The organism is Vibrio injensis (assembly GCF_001895205.1).
GTDB lineage: Bacteria > Pseudomonadota > Gammaproteobacteria > Enterobacterales > Vibrionaceae > Vibrio > Vibrio injensis.
Genome location: NZ_BDJF01000006.1, coordinates 226,607 through 243,398, shown reverse-complemented (window position 1 = coordinate 243,398; position 16,792 = coordinate 226,607). Strand labels below are relative to the sequence as shown.

Genomic DNA, 16,792 nt, shown 5'->3' with positions numbered 1-16,792 from the left:
GTTATCTAATGAACTTATCCCAATTTCATCTTAATCACTTGTATATAGAGACCTAAGCTCATGAGAATTTTGCGTGGCTCCCCAGCGCTTTCTGAATTTCGGATTCAAAAACTGCTCGAAACGTGTCGTCAACAAAACCTACCAATCACTGGTATCTACGCTGAGTTTATGCATTTTGCTGATCTTAATGCTCAACTCGACAGCGCAGAACAGAGTAAATTGCAACAATTACTCACTTACGGCCCAACAATTCAAGAGCACCAGCCACAAGGTCTACTGTTGTTAGTTACGCCACGTCCAGGCACCATCTCTCCTTGGTCTTCTAAAGCCACTGACATTGCTCACAATTGTGGTTTAGGCAAAATTAAGCGCTTAGAGCGTGGCACGGCTTATTATATTGATAGTCAGAGCCCACTGACTGAGGCTCAAAAAAACGAACTAAGTCACTTACTTCATGATCGGATGATGGAAGTGGTATTCAGTGATTTAGAGTCGGCGAGTGCCTTGTTTACTGTCGCTGAACCAGCACCGTTGTCACAAGTTGATATCCTCACTGGCGGCCGCTCTGCGCTTGAACAAGCAAACGTTTCCCTTGGTTTAGCGTTAGCGGAAGATGAAATTGACTATTTAGTCGAAAGTTTTACGCGTTTAGGTCGTAACCCGAATGACATTGAATTAATGATGTTTGCGCAAGCTAACTCTGAACATTGTCGCCATAAAATCTTTAATGCCGATTGGACCATTGATGGTGTAGAACAGCCAAAGTCGCTGTTCAAGATGATCAAAAATACATTTGAAGTTACCCCTGATCACGTCCTTTCTGCTTATAAAGATAACGCTGCCGTTATGACGGGGTCTAAAGTTGGTCGTTTCTTCCCTGATCCCGATTCTCGTCAATACACTTATCATCATGAAGATGCCCATATCTTGATGAAAGTCGAAACGCATAACCACCCAACGGCTATTTCACCATGGCCGGGTGCGGCAACGGGGTCGGGCGGTGAGATCCGTGATGAAGGCGCAACAGGTATTGGTGGGAAACCGAAGGCTGGATTGGTCGGTTTTAGTGTATCTAACCTACGTATTCCTGGGTTTGTTCAACCGTGGGAAAGTGATTTTGGTAAACCAAGTCGGATTGTCACCGCGTTAGACATTATGCTCGAAGGTCCACTAGGCGGCGCGGCGTTTAATAATGAGTTTGGTCGTCCTAACTTATTGGGTTATTTCCGAACCTATGAAGAGCAAGTGATCTCTCATGCGGGAGAAGAGGTTCGCGGCTATCATAAACCGATTATGATAGCTGGTGGAATGGGCAATATTCGCGCAGATCATGTGCAGAAAAAAGTGATCCCTGTTGGAGCGCAGTTAATTGTGCTGGGTGGTCCGGCGATGAATATTGGACTTGGTGGTGGTGCGGCATCCTCGATGGCATCCGGCCAGTCAGCAGAAGATCTGGATTTTGCTTCTGTACAACGTGAAAATCCGGAAATGGAACGTCGCTGCCAAGAGGTTATCGACCGCTGTTGGCAAATGGGGGACGCTAACCCGATTGCCTTTATTCATGATGTTGGGGCGGGGGGGATTTCTAATGCTCTGCCTGAGTTAGTCAATGATGGTGATCGCGGCGGTAAATTCCAACTTCGTGATGTGCCCAACGATGAACCGGGCATGAGTCCACTAGAAATCTGGTGTAATGAATCTCAAGAACGTTATGTACTAGCGGTTGCCCCAGAAAACATGCCAGTGTTTGAGGCGATTTGTAAACGTGAACGCGCCCCTTATGCGGTGGTTGGCGAAGCGACTCAAGAGCGCCATTTAACCCTTGAAGATAGCCATTTCGATAATACACCGATTGATATGCCGATGGATATTTTGCTGGGTAAACCACCGAAAATGCATCGTCAAGCCACTACACAACAAGTACAAAGTCCGGCTTTAGACCGCTCTAATATTGAGATGAATGACGCTATTGATCGTGTCCTACGTCTGCCTGCGGTCGCAGAGAAGACCTTCTTAATCACCATTGGTGATCGTTCAGTCACTGGGCTGGTAGCGCGTGATCAGATGGTGGGTCCTTGGCAGGTACCAGTAGCAAACTGTGCAGTAACCGCGGCCAGTTACGACACTTATCATGGTGAAGCGATGTCCATGGGCGAGCGTACGCCAGTTGCGTTGCTCGATTTTGCTGCCTCTGCACGCTTGGCGGTTGGTGAAGCGATCACCAACATTGCCGCCACACATATTGGTGATATTAAACATATTAAGCTGTCTGCTAACTGGATGTCGCCAGCAGGGCATCCCGGTGAGGATGCCGGGCTTTACGCTGCAGTGAAAGCGGTCGGTGAAGAACTCTGTCCTGCATTGGGATTAACCATTCCCGTCGGTAAAGACTCCATGTCAATGAAAACCCAATGGCAAGATGAGCTGGGACAATCTCAATCGGTGACGTCACCATTATCGCTAGTGATTACCGCTTTTGCTCGGGTGGAAGATGTGCGCAAAACCATCACTCCTCAGTTGAGAACCGATAAAGGTGAAACAAGCTTAGTTCTGATGGATTTGGGCAATGGTAAAAATCGCCTTGGTGCAACAGCGCTGGCTCAAGTTTACAAGCAGCTAGGCGATAAGCCTGCAGATGTTGATAACGCTGCGCAGTTAAAAGGTTTTTATAACGGGGTTCAAACGCTGGTCGCCCAGCAACAAGTACTTGCTTATCACGATAAGGGCGATGGTGGTTTACTGGTTACGCTAGCAGAAATGGCCTTTGCTGGGCATTGTGGTATTGAAGCCAATATTGCGCCATTAGGGGATGATAACTTAGCGATTCTGTTTAATGAGGAACTTGGGGCGGTATTACAGATACGCAATGACGATCTGGATTCAGTATTGACCACCTTAGCGAATCATGGATTACAAGCCTGTTGCCATGTGATTGGTACGGTAACGGACTCGGATACTCTACGTATTACTTCCGATCAGCAAGTCGTGGTTGAACGTAACCGCACTCAGCTACGTACTATTTGGGCAGAAATGACCCATAAAATGCAGGCATTGCGTGATAACCCACGCTGCGCTGATCAAGAGTTTGCCGCTAAGCAAGATAACCTTGATCCAGGTTTACATGCCGAGTTAACGTTTGATGTCCAACAAGACATAGCGGCACCGTATATTGCGAAGGGAAGCAAACCCAATATGGCTATCTTGCGTGAGCAAGGCGTCAACTCGCATGTGGAAATGGCCGCTGCTTTTGATCGCGCTGGCTTTAATGCCGTTGATATCCACATGAGTGATATTTTAACGGGGCAAGTTGCTCTTGATGAGTACCATGGTTTGGTCGCTTGTGGCGGCTTCTCTTACGGAGATGTGCTAGGCGCTGGTGAGGGATGGGCCAAGTCGGTCTTGTTTAACCCCCAAGCACGTGAGCAGTTTGAGCGATTCTTCCAGCGTCAAGATACCTTTTCACTTGGTGTCTGTAATGGTTGTCAAATGCTATCTAATTTGAAAACCTTGATTCCGGGCGCTGAATTGTGGCCACGGTTTGTTCGCAATGAATCTGAGCGCTTTGAGGCACGTTTTAGTTTGGTAGAAATTCAACCGTCACCGTCACTGTTTTTTGATCAGATGGTAGGGTCACGGATGCCGATTGCCGTTTCTCACGGTGAAGGCCGAGTAGAAGTGCGTGATAGCCATCATTTAGATGCGATAGAGCAATCTGGTACCGTTGCGCTGCGCTTTGTGGATAATCATGGTCAAGCGACTCAACAATACCCAAATAACCCTAATGGTTCGCCTAATGCGATTACTGGCTTAACGACTCAAGATGGCCGAGTGACGATCATGATGCCGCATCCTGAGCGAGTATTCCGTACCGTTGCCAACTCATGGCATCCTGATCATTGGGGAGAAAATGGTCCTTGGATGCGTATGTTCCAAAATGCGCGTAAAAACCTCGGTTAAGTCCCCTCTTTAAACGGAGCGAGGTTCGCTCCTTAATATCTCATCAAGCCGCGGTTCCTCTGCGGCTTGATGCTATCGAATGAGCGTAAAATTTTGCAAAAAAAGCGGAAAAATAGTGAAATTTGTGCTCTAATGCCGCGCTTACCAAGGGATGGTGTTCAATATATTCAGCGGCTGAGCCCGTCGGCTCTAAGCGCGATTAACGTTGATGAGTAATCCCTTCTTCTTCCCTTAGGAAAATGAAAATGTCAGACAGTAAAAAATTCACGATTAAAGTGACCGAAAAGAATAATGGCTGGGCGGCAGAAATTGTTCGTCAAGTTACCTCCCGTCGTACCGTCGTTTCAAAGCGCGAAATGGGGTTTGAAAGCGAAGCACAAGCACAAGCTTGGGCTGAAAAAGAGTTGATCGGTTTTATTGAAAACCAAGCTAAGCGTAATGAACGCAAAGCCGTAGCCAGAAAAGAAAAACAAGATAAACAAGACTAATACGTTAACTTGTTGGATGATAAAAGCCCACTGTGATAGGTGGGCTTTTATGTTAGATCGTGCAACCAAATCATGCTTCAAATCAAGCAATCATCATCAGCGAAACTGCCCAACCTCAGGTAAAAATTCAAACCCCGCATTGGCTAAGCGAGTTTCTAATGCCTGACGATCAATAGCAAAATGATCACTCAATTTATCAAGATCACCAGAAAATTCATCACGGAGCTTCATGTTGACGATACTCATCAGCATGATGGGATCCATGTTTGCAAAATTGTCGAGCATCATGCTTAGTCCTCAAAATCAGAAATGAGCAAATTGGCAGCAGCAAAAGCGGCTTTTTCTTGAGTCTCTTTAGGCAACATCGGATCGGCGGCAATATCATTTAAAGTTTTTACTGCGCAGGAGATGGCTTTAGGGATATAACCTTGATCGCCACTGCCAATCTGTGCGTACAGCTCGCGAACTAAATCACAACAATCGTAAACTCGCATCTGGTTTTCCTATCGATAGATGATAACTGCTCGCAATCATACACAGTGAGTGCGCAGAAAACAAAACCATTCTCTGTCTCTCGAATGTGAAGCCGCCGATAATAGGTATTGCCTTCGAAGGCGCAATAAACAAAAGGCTGCAATTAAGCAGCCTCAATATTAAGTATCCCAAATTGTGTTGCTATCGGGTTCACTTTGGTTGATTTAATCGTTGATTTGCACTTAAACCGTCAATTGGTCTTGAATAAAGCTGACGATGTTGGCCATTGGTACGGCAGACTTTTCACCGCTACGGCGATGTTTATACTCAAAGTTGCCTTCATCCATACTGCGATCACCGATAATAATCGTATGCGGAATGCCAATTAGCTCCATATCGGAGAACATCACACCCGGACGCTCTTTGCGATCATCAAACAAGACTTCAATCCCAGCAGCGGTTAACTCAGCGTACAGTTGCTCTGCCGCTTGTTGAACTCGCTCTGATTTATGCATATTCATCGGTACAATCGCGACTTGGAATGGCGCTAATGCATCTGGCCAGATAATGCCGTACTTGTCATGGTTTTGCTCGATGGCTGAAGCGACAACCCGAGAAACACCAATACCATAGCAACCCATTTCTAGAATCGTGTGTTTACCATTGGAATCGAGTACGCCACAATTCATTTTCTCAGAGTAGTTAGTCCCTAACTGGAAGATATGTCCTACTTCGATACCACGTTTCAGCATTAAAGTGCCTTTACCACATGGGCTTGGGTCGCCTTCTACTACATTACGTAGGTCTGCGATTGGTCCTAGTTCAACATCACGGCCCCAGTTGATACCGAAGTAGTGTTTATCATCAATGTTGGCACCCGCGCCAAAGTCACTCATGAGCGCTACAGTGCGATCAACGATGAACGGTAGTTTTAGACCGACAGGCCCAAGAGAGCCAGGACCTGCACCAATTAGGGCGCGGATTTCATCTTCACTGGCCATTTCGAGTGGTGATGCCACTTCGATTAGGTTTTCAGCTTTAATTTCGTTAAGTTCGTGATCGCCACGAATGATAAGGGCAATAATTGGCGCTTCAATCTGATCAGAAGCTTTAACAAATAGGGTCTTGACGGTTTTTTCAATCGCTAAACCGTGTTGTTCCACTAATTCGGCAATGGTTTTGGCATTCGGCGTATCAACCAGCGTCATTTCTTGCGTTGGAGCTGGACGCTCGATCGCTGGCGCTACCGCTTCCGCTTTTTCAATGTTGGCTGCGTAATCTGACTCAGTAGAGAAAGCAATAATGTCCTCACCACTTTCAGCCAGCACATGGAATTCATGCGAACCATTACCACCAATTGCGCCGGTATCGGCTAATACGGGACGGTAATCAAGGCCCATACGATCGAAGGCTTTACAGTAAGCGTCGTGCATTGCTTGATAGGATTTCTCAAGACCGGCTTTATCGATATCAAAGCTGTATGCATCCATCATAGAAAATTCACGGGCACGCATTACCCCAAAACGAGGACGACGTTCATCACGGAATTTGGTTTGAATCTGGTACAGATTAAGCGGTAATTGTTTGTAAGAGCTAACTTCGTTACGAACGAGGCTAGTGATTACTTCTTCAGCCGTTGGGCTCAGAACAAACGGACGAGTATGGCGGTCAGTAAAGCGAAGTAGTTCCGGGCCCATTTTTTCTGAGCGGCCGGTCTCTTCCCACAGTTCAAACGGCTGGACAACGGGCATCAAGGTTTCAATCGCACCGGCGTTATCGATCTCTTGACGAACGATGTTTTCGACTTTACGCAGTACACGCAGACCAGTAGGTAGCCAAGTATAAAGACCTGAAGCCAGCTTACGGATCATACCTGCACGTAACATGAGCTGGTGGCTCACGACTTCAGCGTCGTTTGGAGTCTCCTTCAGAGTAGAAAGAAGATATTGACTGGTACGCATTCTATGGTATCCGTTTCATCATGATTGAAAAGCCCCTCATCATTATGAGGGCGTAAAATTAAGCCTTGTATAATATCAGCCAATCGGCTTTGTCAAAAGCGTTCAATGCTTGTTACTGTCACTAACTTATCGTGAACGGTAAATTTCACATTCAAATTGAATAAATTGACCGCATATTCCTTATTATCCAGCTGGTTTTTCTTGTAGGCAGGACGTGGATCTTGCGCTAAAACCTGCTCAATCACTTGTTGCTCATGGTGGTTCGTGAGTTGGTTGAGTGGTACTTGAGGAGCGAAGACGACAAGCAAGCGCTCTGGTTCATGATCGGCATAGCCTCCTGTTGCTTGTGGAATCGCATCGGAGTAAGGAATATAAGGCTTAATATCAATCACCGGCGTTTGATTGACTAAATCGACACTGCCTAATTCAAGAAATAATTGCTCACCTTGTTTGGTTATCCCTTTTAATTCAACGGCAGACATACCGATGCCATTCGGGCGAAAGGTTGAGCGGGAGGCAAAGACCCCAACCCGTTCATTGCCACCAAGGCGAGGTGGTCTTACCGTTGGTTTCCAGCCCGCAGCTAAATTTTTATCGAACAAAAACAGTAGCCAGAGATGAGAAAATTGTTCAATGCCACGCACGGCTTCAGGAGTATTCGCATTCCCGAGCAGCTTTAAACGAGCGGTGGCGGCAGGGACTAAGCGAGGCTGACGGGGGACGGCAAATTTTTCTTGGTAAGGACTTTCAATAATACCAATAGGATCAATTGTATACATAACCTAACGCAGAATAATGGGTATGAGATATCCCAACATAGCACATTTTTTACTTGCATTTTTAGTTGATAATGATTATTAATTGATATGTTATAATGTATCAATTTTTGGAGTGTGCTATGAAAGCAGGAATTCATCCTGAATATCGACCAGTAGTGTTTCATGATACCAGTGTTGATAAATATTTTATGATTGGTTCGACATTAAAAACCGATCGCACGATCGAGTGGCAAGATGGCAAAACTTACCCTTATTTTACGGTCGAAGTGTCAGCAGAGTCGCATCCTTACTACACGGGTAAACAGCGTGTGATTCAAAAAGAGGGACGTGTGGCTAACTTTAATCGTCGTTTTGCTCAATTTACTAAGGAATAAGCATGAAAGTTTTAAGTTCATTAAAAAGCGCAAAATCACGTCATCCTGATTGCCAAATTGTCAAAAGACGGGGCCGTTTGTATGTGATTTGTAAGAGCAATCCGCGTTTTAAAGCCGTGCAGCGTTGAAAAATTGGATTGGGCCATGAGTAGCTAGGGAGTGTTGCTTAGATTCGATCACAAAACACGTAACACAGTAATGACTCATCAGATGATTGATTTACCGATTAATCATCTGATTTTTTGTTTAAAATTGGTTAAAAATAAGACTTATTTTTACATTTAGTAACATCTTCAATTTTTACTTATTCGTCTCCTCAAGTAACCTGCGCTCGCTTTTGACATTTCTGTCATATATGCATAGGAATAATAACAAGGAGGGAACAGATGAGTTCATCTGCTTCGATTAATCAACCAGCACCGAAAAAACCACGCTTTACGCGATTTTTAGATGCTGTGGAATATTTAGGGAATTTATTACCTCATCCCATCACACTGTTTGCCATTTTTTGCGTGGCAATTTTAGTCGCCTCAGGTATTGCGGGTTATTTTGAAATATCCGTTGTCGATCCTCGACCAGAAGGAGCAAGGGGCCGGGCTGCTGATGGTATGATCCATGTGGTCAGCCTACTTAATGGCGATGGTTTACAGCGCATTGTGACCAATCTTGTCACTAACTTTACCGGTTTTGCTCCTTTGGGCACGGTGTTGGTTGCCATGTTAGGGGTATCGATTGCTGAGCATTCTGGCCTGCTGTCTGCTGCGATCCGTGGCATGGTGATGGGCGCTTCACAACGCATGGTCACTTTTACTGTGGTGTTCGCTGGTATCATGTCCAACACGGCAGGTGAATTAGGTTATGTGGTGCTTATTCCACTTGCCGCCATGCTGTTCCATTCATTGGGGCGTCATCCTTTAGCAGGCTTAGCGGCTGCGTTTGCGGGTGTTTCTGGTGGTTATTCTGCCAACCTACTCATTGGTACGGTCGATCCGCTGCTTTCTGGGATTACGGAGACGGCGGCGAGAATTTTGGATCCTGAATACATCGTCGGTCCAGAGGTTAACTGGTACTTTATGGCCGTTTCCACCTTCTTTATTGCGATTGCCGGTGCTTGGGTAACGGAAAAAATTGTTGAGCCTAAACTCGGTAAGTATGATGTGGCTGAAGCGGGCGATGATCTATCACAAGATAAAATGGGCTTTTTGACAGATATTGAGAAAAAAGGTCTTAAGTTTGCTGGTTTAGCAACCTTGGTTGTTTGTGGTTTATTGGCTTGGACGATTGTGCCGGAAAATGGCGTATTGCGTCATCCTGAAACTGGACTAGTTGCTGGTTCCCCGTTCTTACGCAGCATCGTCGCTTTCATATTTGTGTTCTTTGCTGTCCCTGGCTTTGTCTACGGTAAAGTCGTTGGTACGATGAAAAACGATCGCGATGTGATTGATGCGATGGCAAAATCCATGTCTTCAATGGGGATGTACATCGTATTAGTTTTCTTTGCTGCCCAGTTTGTAGCATTTTTTAGCTGGACTAACTTTGGTCAAGTGTTTGCTGTCGGTGGTGCTTCCTTTTTGCAAACTATTGGTTTGACTGGACCAATGCTGTTTTTTGCTTTTATTCTGATGTGTGGATTTATTAACCTGATGATCGGTTCAGCTTCAGCACAATGGGCAGTAACGGCTCCTATTTTTGTACCTATGTTGATGCTTGTTGGCTATGCGCCGGAGACGATTCAGGCGGCGTACCGTATTGGTGACTCTGTGACCAATATTATTACCCCGATGATGAGTTATTTTGGTTTGATACTAGCGATTGCGAGTCGATACATTAAAAATCTAGGCATTGGCACCTTGATTGCAGTCATGATTCCTTACACTATTGTCTTTACATTAGGTTGGAGTTTGCTGTTCTTTGTATGGGTGTTTGTGCTGGGTATGCCGGTAGGGCCGGGCGCCGCAACCTACTACATTCCTTAAGCTAGTTTGGTTTAGTTCAAGCTTAGAGTAGGTTAACGCCGCTGCGATGATGAAAATGGCAGCGGCGTTTTTTGATCCTAAGTGAAGCGAAAGATTATCTGATAACGTTTAGCGTCGGCGAGTCAACCAGCGATCGAGATGGTTAGCGAATTCACGTCGCTCGGTTTGAGATAACGCATTGGGACCACCCGTTTGAATACCGCTTGAGCGCATGGTATCGAGAAAATCTCGTATGTTCAGTCTGGCTTTAATGGTTTCGGTGGTAAACAGCTCTCCTCGTGAACTCAGTGCTAATGCACCTTTAGTGATCACTTCATCGGCCAATGGTATGTCTGAGGTGATCACTAAATTGCCTTTTTCTACCCGCTTAACAATTTCATTATCAGCAATATCAAACCCACTAGGCACTTGTAATGCGATGATATTACTGCGTTTAGGGAGTGGTATTTGATGATTGGCAACAAACGTGCATTCTACTCCCGTGCGTTCAGCGGCTCTGATCAGTGTTTCTCTTATCACTTTTGGACAAGCGTCGGCATCGACCCAAATTTTCATTTTGATTCCTTCTGATGGTTCAGTGCTGCTTCTAACTGATCAACTTTGGTGATCAGCCGCGCGAGTTGCTGTTCAAGTTGGGTAATACGTTGTTGGTCGGTCAATGGCGGCGTTTTATTGGTTTCAACCTTTGGAGCTCGCTGGGTTTGTTTCCAACTTTTTATTGCCGCAATAATCGCAGGCATGGGGAGAGATGTGCTAAGGCGAGATTTCACCAGAGCAACCGTTGGCTCTTTTCCTTGTTGTTGTAAATGAGTGAAAATAGCCTGCAATTCATGTGATAAATCTTTACTGAGCATAATCTGTCCTTGTGCAATCGATAGGGCCTATCTTACCCATAAATGAGAGCGGTGTGTTGAGTTTTATCTTCTGTCCGTCTAGCTTTTTCGTTAGCAAAAGAGGGAGTAGATTGTAAGAGATCGCTTACTTGTAATGTGCGATAACAGCGCGATTTTATTGAGATTTTAATATGCACCTTTTTTAATTAATTGTTTTTTATTGAAAAATTTTTAATTTTAATCTCTTTGGTTGATATCAATAATGAACTAGGGATTGAATCATCGGTAAAAGTAGATAGATTAATAGTTGTCGCAGCGGATGTGACAGGGAATAGGAATGACACAAGGAATGTTGCTTCAAGGATGAGACGGTGAACGGGAATGTTACCGTAAGGATTAGGACTCATTAAGGACATGACCATTGACATGAGGTTGATGGGCAAGGACAGCAGGACCCTATGGAATAGGTCGGGACACCATCAGGATGAAGGTAGGACACCGCTCAAGGAACAAGTGAAGTAAACTGATCAGGATAGATTGGTGTCACGGATGAATAGGACACCGCCAGGGTGGCGATGCATAGGATAAGGTCACTGGATTGTACCGCTACTATTAGGGACGATGCAGGGAGCACGAACAAGTAGCTGGATTGCTATAAGTAAGACTTAAGCCCCGATACCATGAGTGTCGGGGCTTTTCTTAGTTCAGATGAAGCCACGAAAACTATGATATCGCTGCAGGTAACATCGAACTATTTGAGTATAATGAGAATTATAATAATGTGATGTTGAGAATATTGACATCAAGATCAATACGTCATCGTTGGGATTGGTTTACTTTCGCCTACTTCTTCAAGAAAACTCCGCAGTGGCTTAGCGCTGTTTATACCGCTATACGGTAAAGTTACAAGGTTGTCGTGATGATGCCATCATTATAATTGAGGCGGAGTGCGGCGCCCTGTCTTATTACCTATTTCTGGTATTGAGAGAATTGATATTGTTGAATACAAGGATGGTCCGTGACGATTGTAACGCGTAGAACTTTGATAGTGCCATATACCGAGACGTTTGAATCTGATTTTTTGATGCTTAATTGCTGTGCTAAAAATCGGGCTCAAATGAATGGTCCGAAAACCGTGGCTGCGGCGAGACAGCAATTTCAACGTATTTTACATGACCCTCACTTACATGCCATGGCGGTGCTGGACAATTACAATCGTGAATACATGGGGCATTTGTTCGTTGAGCTTGATGAGCAGAGTGCTGAGTTGGGTTTTGTGTTCGATAAAAGTTATTGGGGACAAGGCATTGCTAATGAGGCATTACAGGCTTTTTTCCCTAAAATTTGTCAACGATTACACCTTGATAAGGTGATAGCCAAAGTGAACGCTCAGCATGCGGCGGCCCAATCTATTTTGGATAAATTAGGCTTTGTGTCTATAAGAACGGAAGACGACATTTTTGGCGTATTTTATGAGTATCAATGGCAACGCCAAAGCGAATTTTCTGCATTCTCCACTTACTCTCTTTGAGTTTGTCGAAAATCTAAAGCATTCGGTGCGGTGGCAGATGAAAGCCGGAGGGGGTAAAGCCGACCATCACCAGTTGCCCTTGATAGCAATCATCGCCAAGTGCCGAGAATTCAAAATAATAGACCGTATGCCAACGCCAGCGATGAGCTGGCGTTTTCCATTTATGCTGTCCAAAAGAGACACTGAGTAGCTGTAAATCCAAGGCGGCACATTTGCGTGCTATACATTGTTTAGCTATTTCTGATTGACGACGCTGCTGCCAAAATGCATAACAGACTAAGCTCAGTAGAATAATGCCAATAAGGTTATCGATCATTCGCTTTCCTTTATGGCGATGAAGGTTTGGTGGCACGTTGTAAATTGACCAACGCTTGGGTTAATTCTGGTGATGGGCTGCTATGGAGTAGCGGTAATAGCACGACTCGCAGCTCTGGCAGCATGACTAAATCAGCAAAAATTTGATTAAATAAGTTTTGATCGCCACTTTGTGCTAGGCGCAGTAAAAATCGTTGAGCACGTCCGCTTTGTTTTAGCGCAGACCAACAACGACCGGCGATAGCAATCAGCACTTCTGGGTGACAAAAAGAACAGTCATCCAACACTTGATCAATCCATTGAGCTAGCTGATCTGGCGTCCCTCCAGAGAGTGCTCGGATCAACGCAGCCAATAAAAATAGGTCACATTCAGGTTGCGTAATGCAAGCTCGTAATTTCTCATCGAGAGCCTGTGCTAGGTCATTGGGTAATGAGCTGTGTTCAAGTGAGCCGAGCAGAGCATAAAGGACAGGCGAAGGTAAATGAGCGAGTGCGTTGATGATTAACTGACTATTGTTGCTATCGTTAAGACGCGCGCAGATATCGCTAATACCTTGTAGACCAACAGTTTGCCAGTTATCCCATCCTAAATCACCTGTTAAGTAATGTTGAGCATGTTCATAGTATTGACTACTAGGTAATGAAAGCTGCTGGCGAATTTGGCTATGAATGACCGCCATTTTTTCTTCGCTTGGTTTAAAGGTATAAGGATTATTAGCCAGCTTTTGTTGTTGAGCTTCGGTTAATTCGCCAGTGAGCCGCGATCCCATTGCTTCAAGAACGTAACTAAGAAATTGGCCTATTTCTGCTTGAGCCAATAACCCGCGTTCATCAAGAGTAAATTTTACAAACCATATCCACGGCTGTTGGTTTTGATGCCAATAAACAATGGCGAGATGAGCTTGACGCTGCAACGGGTAAGGATACGGTTGTCTTGCTTGTTCAACATGGTGAAATTGTTGTGCATCGACGGGTTGGATGCGCCGTCCCAGATCAAAAATCTGATAGTGTACTTCACTCTGTTTGAGTAAATCGGTGAGGGTATGAATCGGCTGCATAAGGGATTATTTGTTCCTAACTTTCTTTGTTTAATAAATGGTATCATTTGGCGCAAATTCAAGGCCCAACAAATAAACATTGATGATCTATCCAACACGTTTACCGATTTTACTGCAACAACTAACCACAGAGCTCAAAGCGGCGGCTTTATGGCAAGAACATTGCCCAACGGAGGATAAGCTCCTCAGTCGAGAGCCGTTTGCTATTGATACATTACATCCACACGAATGGCTACAATGGATTTTTTTACCTCGAATGTGGCAATTACTCGACACGAAACAACCTTTGCCTAAAGGTTTTTTGTTAACGCCTTATTTTGTTGAAGCGTGGAAAGATCAATCTGGCTACCAGCCATTGATTGAAGTGTTAATTGAGATAGATAGAGTGGCACAATAATGTTAGAGATCATTTATCAAGACCCGTATCTGGTCGCGGTCAATAAGCCTGCGGGTATGCTTGTTCATCGCTCTTGGTTGGATAAGCATGAAACTCAATTTGTGATGCAAACCTTACGCGATCAAATTGGTCAACATGTTTTCCCTTTGCACCGCTTAGATAGACCGACATCTGGTGTACTCGTGTTTGCGTTATCCAGTGAAGTTGCTTCAATACTGATGCCAATGTTTGCTAGTCAACAAATGGAAAAAACTTACCATGCCGTGGTGCGAGGCTGGATTGAGCAAGCCGGTGTTTTGGATTATCCACTTAAACAAGAGCTGGATAAAATCGCCGATAAATTTGCTCAGCAAGATAAAGAGCCGCAATCGGCGATCACCGCTTATCAGCCGTTAGCCAACGTTGAAGTGCCTTTTTCTACCGGCAAGTTTGCCACCACCCGCTACAGTTTGATGGAATTGAAACCGAAGACCGGCCGTAAACATCAATTACGGCGCCATATGGCTCATTTACGTCATCCGATTGTTGGCGATACCACCCATGGTGATGGTAAACATAATCGTTTGTACCGTGAGCAGTATCAAGTGCAGCGTCTGATGTTGCACGCGAGTCAATTGCGTTTTATCCATCCTTATACAGAGCAAATGCTCACCTTAAGCGCTGGATTTGATGAGAGCTGGCAGCGCCTGTTTAACGCTTTTTCATGGTCAGATCCGCAACAAAAAAACCTTCTCGAGTGAGAAGGTTTTCTTTTTTCTCTTTGATTACTTGGCCAAGTAATCACGAATCGCAGTTTCTATTCCTAGACCATCCAGACCAAGCTCAGCATGCATCTCTTCTTGCGTTCCTTGAGCTATAAATTGATCCGGCAAACCCAGATTTAAGGTTGGTTTGAGAAGTTTTTTCGCCATCAAATACTCAACCACAGCCGCGCCAGCACCGCCAGCAATAACGTTTTCTTCCAATGTGACCAGCACGTCATGGCTATTGGCTAACTCAGTGATCAATGCTTCATCAAGTGGTTTTACAAAGCGCATATCGGCGACGGTGGCATTAAGGGCTTCCGCCGCTTGTAAGGCATTAGGTAACAAGGTGCCAAAACTGAGGATTGCCACTTTTTCTCCTTGACGGATCAGGCGACCTTTGCCAATCGTCAGTGGGGTGAAATCTGTTTCAATCTGCACGCCCATGCCGGTACCACGAGGATAACGGACGGCACTTGGACCTTGGTGCTGATGACCGGTATAGAGCATTTGCCGACATTCATTTTCATCAGCCGGAGCCATGATTAATAAGTTGGGAATACAGCGTAAGAAGCTTAAATCAAATGCCCCTTGATGAGTTTGACCATCGGCACCGACTAATCCCGCACGGTCAATGGCAAACATCACGGGTAGATTCATGATCGCGACATCATGGATCAATTGATCATAACCGCGCTGTAAAAAAGTCGAGTAAATCGCCACAATCGGATGATAGCCACTGATGGCCATTCCTGTTGCGAGGGTGACAGCATGTTGCTCAGCAATCGCGACATCAAAATACTGATTAGGATACTCTTTAGAGAAACGCACCATCCCCGAGCCTTCGCGCATTGCAGGAGTGATAGCCATTAATTTAGGATCTTGCGCGGCCATATCACATAAAAAATCACCAAAGATTTTTGAGTAGGTCGGTTTACTGTCTGTACTTTTTGGCAGGCTAGTATGTGTTAGGTCAAACTTGGGAACCCCATGGTAGCCAATCGGGTCTTTCTCTGCGGGTGCGTAGCCTTTGCCTTTTTTGGTCATGACATGCAAAAACTGCGGACCTTTCAGTTCACGCATGTTTTTGATGGTTTTAATCAGTTCTAACACATCATGACCGTCAATCGGACCGATATAATTAAAGCCGAATTCTTCAAATAGCGTCCCAGGTACGACCATACCTTTTAAATGCTCTTCGGTACGTCGTACCAGCTCTTTAATCGGTGGAATGCCCGATAAAACTTTTTTGCCGCCTTCACGTATCGAAGTGTATAAACTGCCAGACAGTAATTGCGCCAAATGGTTATTGAGTGCGCCGACGTTTTCTGAAATCGACATTTCATTATCATTTAAGATAACCAGCATATCGCTGTCGACATCGCCTGCGTGGTTCATGGCTTCAAATGCCATTCCTGCGGTGATCGCACCATCACCAATCACACTGACGACTTTACGTCCTTTGGCTTCTTTCGCGGCGCAAATAGCGACGCCGAGCGCAGCACTGATAGAGGTTGATGAGTGACCAACAGAGAGGGTGTCATACTCGCTCTCTTCTCGCCAAGGAAAAGGATGCAGTCCATCTTTTTGACGAATGGTCGACATCTGCTCGCGGCGGCCAGTGAGTATTTTATGGGGATAAGCTTGATGGCCGACATCCCAAATTAGTTTATCAAAAGGGGTCTGGTAGACGTAATGCAAAGCGACGGTTAGTTCTACCGTGCCTAATCCAGAGGCCAAGTGACCACTAGAGCGACTGACTGAATTCAGTAAATAGGTACGTAACTCATCACAAAGCTTAGGTAGCATTTCTTTGGGCATGCTACGCAGTTCGTCAGGGGTATTTGCTAGGGCCAGTGTTGGATATTTCGAAATATCAAGAGTCATAGTTATGCGCGCTTATCGT

General features: G+C 45.1%; 17 protein-coding genes. 8 read left to right on the top strand and 9 right to left on the bottom strand.

Annotation, left to right across the window (positions count from 1 at the left end; translation table 11 throughout):
- The first annotated feature begins 60 nt into the window (after positions 1–60).
- A complete protein-coding gene (gene purL, locus BSR11_RS01280; protein WP_072668695.1) occupies positions 61–3,957 on the top strand; it encodes a phosphoribosylformylglycinamidine synthase in 3,897 nt (1,298 codons plus the stop codon).
- Between the two features lie 245 nt (positions 3,958–4,202).
- Positions 4,203–4,445 (top strand): DUF3622 domain-containing protein, encoded by a 243-nt coding sequence (locus tag BSR11_RS01275; RefSeq protein ID WP_072668694.1) that lies wholly within the window; start codon positions 4,203–4,205, stop codon positions 4,443–4,445.
- A gap of 96 nt (positions 4,446–4,541) precedes the next feature.
- Here the strand turns inward: BSR11_RS01275 and BSR11_RS01270 are convergent, their stop codons facing one another.
- The 4 genes from BSR11_RS01270 to tsaA all read right to left on the bottom strand — a co-directional run bounded on the left by BSR11_RS01270 (position 4,542) and on the right by tsaA (position 7,659).
- The gene (locus BSR11_RS01270) at positions 4,542–4,733 is read right to left on the bottom strand and encodes a DUF4250 domain-containing protein (RefSeq protein WP_072668693.1); all 192 of its coding nucleotides are present in this window, start codon (positions 4,731–4,733) and stop codon (positions 4,542–4,544) included.
- Between the two features lie 2 nt (positions 4,734–4,735).
- Entirely contained in the window at positions 4,736–4,939 is a 204-nt protein-coding gene (locus BSR11_RS01265) for a YaeP family protein (RefSeq protein WP_072668692.1), read from the bottom strand.
- Between the two features lie 222 nt (positions 4,940–5,161).
- Positions 5,162–6,880, bottom strand: a complete 1,719-nt coding sequence (locus BSR11_RS01260; RefSeq protein ID WP_072668691.1) for a proline--tRNA ligase — start codon at positions 6,878–6,880, stop codon at positions 5,162–5,164.
- Between the two features lie 92 nt (positions 6,881–6,972).
- Positions 6,973–7,659, bottom strand: coding sequence for a tRNA (N6-threonylcarbamoyladenosine(37)-N6)-methyltransferase TrmO (tsaA, locus tag BSR11_RS01255; protein WP_072668690.1), 687 nt, complete (start codon positions 7,657–7,659; stop codon positions 6,973–6,975).
- A gap of 119 nt (positions 7,660–7,778) precedes the next feature.
- Here tsaA and BSR11_RS01250 point away from each other — a divergent pair, with 119 nt between their 5' ends.
- The 3 genes from BSR11_RS01250 to BSR11_RS01240 all read left to right on the top strand — a co-directional run bounded on the left by BSR11_RS01250 (position 7,779) and on the right by BSR11_RS01240 (position 10,009).
- Positions 7,779–8,033 carry a type B 50S ribosomal protein L31 gene (locus BSR11_RS01250; RefSeq protein ID WP_040904590.1) on the top strand — a complete coding sequence of 85 codons (255 nt, stop codon included), beginning with the start codon at positions 7,779–7,781 and terminating at the stop codon, positions 8,031–8,033.
- A 2-nt stretch (positions 8,034–8,035) separates the two neighbouring features.
- Positions 8,036–8,161 carry a type B 50S ribosomal protein L36 gene (ykgO, locus tag BSR11_RS01245; protein WP_072668689.1) on the top strand — a complete coding sequence of 42 codons (126 nt, stop codon included), beginning with the start codon at positions 8,036–8,038 and terminating at the stop codon, positions 8,159–8,161.
- Between the two features lie 258 nt (positions 8,162–8,419).
- Complete coding sequence (locus BSR11_RS01240) at positions 8,420–10,009, top strand: AbgT family transporter (RefSeq protein WP_072668688.1); 1,590 nt, start codon at positions 8,420–8,422, stop codon at positions 10,007–10,009.
- Between the two features lie 108 nt (positions 10,010–10,117).
- On the opposite strand, the gene BSR11_RS01235 is transcribed toward BSR11_RS01240, so the two are convergent.
- On the bottom strand, positions 10,118–10,564 hold the full coding sequence (locus BSR11_RS01235; RefSeq protein ID WP_072668687.1) for a YaiI/YqxD family protein: 447 nt from the start codon (positions 10,562–10,564) through the stop codon (positions 10,118–10,120).
- Complete coding sequence (locus BSR11_RS01230; RefSeq protein WP_072668686.1) at positions 10,561–10,863, bottom strand: hypothetical protein; 303 nt, start codon at positions 10,861–10,863, stop codon at positions 10,561–10,563. Before BSR11_RS01230 ends, BSR11_RS01235 begins: the two co-directional genes overlap by 4 nt.
- A 997-nt stretch (positions 10,864–11,860) precedes the next feature.
- Here BSR11_RS01230 and BSR11_RS01225 point away from each other — a divergent pair.
- Positions 11,861–12,373 (top strand): GNAT family N-acetyltransferase, encoded by a 513-nt coding sequence (locus BSR11_RS01225; RefSeq protein ID WP_072668685.1) that lies wholly within the window; start codon positions 11,861–11,863, stop codon positions 12,371–12,373.
- 13 nt (positions 12,374–12,386) lie between these two features.
- Here the strand turns inward: BSR11_RS01225 and BSR11_RS01220 are convergent, their stop codons facing one another.
- Together BSR11_RS01220 and BSR11_RS01215 are read right to left on the bottom strand one after the other, a co-directional pair.
- A complete protein-coding gene (locus tag BSR11_RS01220) occupies positions 12,387–12,689 on the bottom strand; it encodes a DUF3301 domain-containing protein (protein ID WP_072668684.1) in 303 nt (100 codons plus the stop codon).
- Between the two features lie 10 nt (positions 12,690–12,699).
- The gene (locus BSR11_RS01215; RefSeq protein WP_072668683.1) at positions 12,700–13,746 is read right to left on the bottom strand and encodes a DUF3549 family protein; all 1,047 of its coding nucleotides are present in this window, start codon (positions 13,744–13,746) and stop codon (positions 12,700–12,702) included.
- An 82-nt stretch (positions 13,747–13,828) separates the two neighbouring features.
- On the opposite strand from BSR11_RS01215, the gene BSR11_RS01210 reads away from it, so the two are divergent.
- Together BSR11_RS01210 and truC are read left to right on the top strand one after the other, a co-directional pair.
- A complete protein-coding gene (locus BSR11_RS01210; RefSeq protein WP_072668682.1) occupies positions 13,829–14,143 on the top strand; it encodes a YqcC family protein in 315 nt (104 codons plus the stop codon).
- Positions 14,143–14,883 (top strand): tRNA pseudouridine(65) synthase TruC, encoded by a 741-nt coding sequence (gene truC, locus BSR11_RS01205; RefSeq protein WP_072668681.1) that lies wholly within the window; start codon positions 14,143–14,145, stop codon positions 14,881–14,883. The genes BSR11_RS01210 and truC overlap by 1 nt, the downstream gene beginning before the upstream one ends.
- 24 nt (positions 14,884–14,907) lie before the next feature.
- Here truC and dxs read toward each other — a convergent pair whose 3' ends face one another.
- Positions 14,908–16,773, bottom strand: coding sequence for a 1-deoxy-D-xylulose-5-phosphate synthase (gene dxs / locus BSR11_RS01200; protein WP_072668680.1), 1,866 nt, complete (start codon positions 16,771–16,773; stop codon positions 14,908–14,910).
- Positions 16,774–16,792 lie beyond the last annotated feature (19 nt).

What these genes read in the sequence shown, in the direction of transcription:
- BSR11_RS01250 (WP_040904590.1), top strand. Translation starts at nt 7,779, where the DNA reads ATGAAAGCAGGAATTCATCCTGAATATCGACCAGTAGTGTTTCATGAT.
- BSR11_RS01235 (WP_072668687.1), bottom strand. Translation starts at nt 10,564, where the DNA reads ATGAAAATTTGGGTCGATGCCGACGCTTGTCCAAAAGTGATAAGAGAA.
- ykgO (WP_072668689.1), top strand. Translation starts at nt 8,036, where the DNA reads ATGAAAGTTTTAAGTTCATTAAAAAGCGCAAAATCACGTCATCCTGAT.
- BSR11_RS01210 (WP_072668682.1), top strand. Translation starts at nt 13,829, where the DNA reads ATGATCTATCCAACACGTTTACCGATTTTACTGCAACAACTAACCACA.
- dxs (WP_072668680.1), bottom strand. Translation starts at nt 16,773, where the DNA reads ATGACTCTTGATATTTCGAAATATCCAACACTGGCCCTAGCAAATACC.
- purL (WP_072668695.1), top strand. Translation starts at nt 61, where the DNA reads ATGAGAATTTTGCGTGGCTCCCCAGCGCTTTCTGAATTTCGGATTCAA.
- BSR11_RS01230 (WP_072668686.1), bottom strand. Translation starts at nt 10,863, where the DNA reads ATGCTCAGTAAAGATTTATCACATGAATTGCAGGCTATTTTCACTCAT.
- BSR11_RS01215 (WP_072668683.1), bottom strand. Translation starts at nt 13,746, where the DNA reads ATGCAGCCGATTCATACCCTCACCGATTTACTCAAACAGAGTGAAGTA.
- BSR11_RS01260 (WP_072668691.1), bottom strand. Translation starts at nt 6,880, where the DNA reads ATGCGTACCAGTCAATATCTTCTTTCTACTCTGAAGGAGACTCCAAAC.
- BSR11_RS01275 (WP_072668694.1), top strand. Translation starts at nt 4,203, where the DNA reads ATGTCAGACAGTAAAAAATTCACGATTAAAGTGACCGAAAAGAATAAT.
- BSR11_RS01240 (WP_072668688.1), top strand. Translation starts at nt 8,420, where the DNA reads ATGAGTTCATCTGCTTCGATTAATCAACCAGCACCGAAAAAACCACGC.
- BSR11_RS01220 (WP_072668684.1), bottom strand. Translation starts at nt 12,689, where the DNA reads ATGATCGATAACCTTATTGGCATTATTCTACTGAGCTTAGTCTGTTAT.
- tsaA (WP_072668690.1), bottom strand. Translation starts at nt 7,659, where the DNA reads ATGTATACAATTGATCCTATTGGTATTATTGAAAGTCCTTACCAAGAA.
- truC (WP_072668681.1), top strand. Translation starts at nt 14,143, where the DNA reads ATGTTAGAGATCATTTATCAAGACCCGTATCTGGTCGCGGTCAATAAG.
- BSR11_RS01265 (WP_072668692.1), bottom strand. Translation starts at nt 4,939, where the DNA reads ATGCGAGTTTACGATTGTTGTGATTTAGTTCGCGAGCTGTACGCACAG.
- BSR11_RS01270 (WP_072668693.1), bottom strand. Translation starts at nt 4,733, where the DNA reads ATGATGCTCGACAATTTTGCAAACATGGATCCCATCATGCTGATGAGT.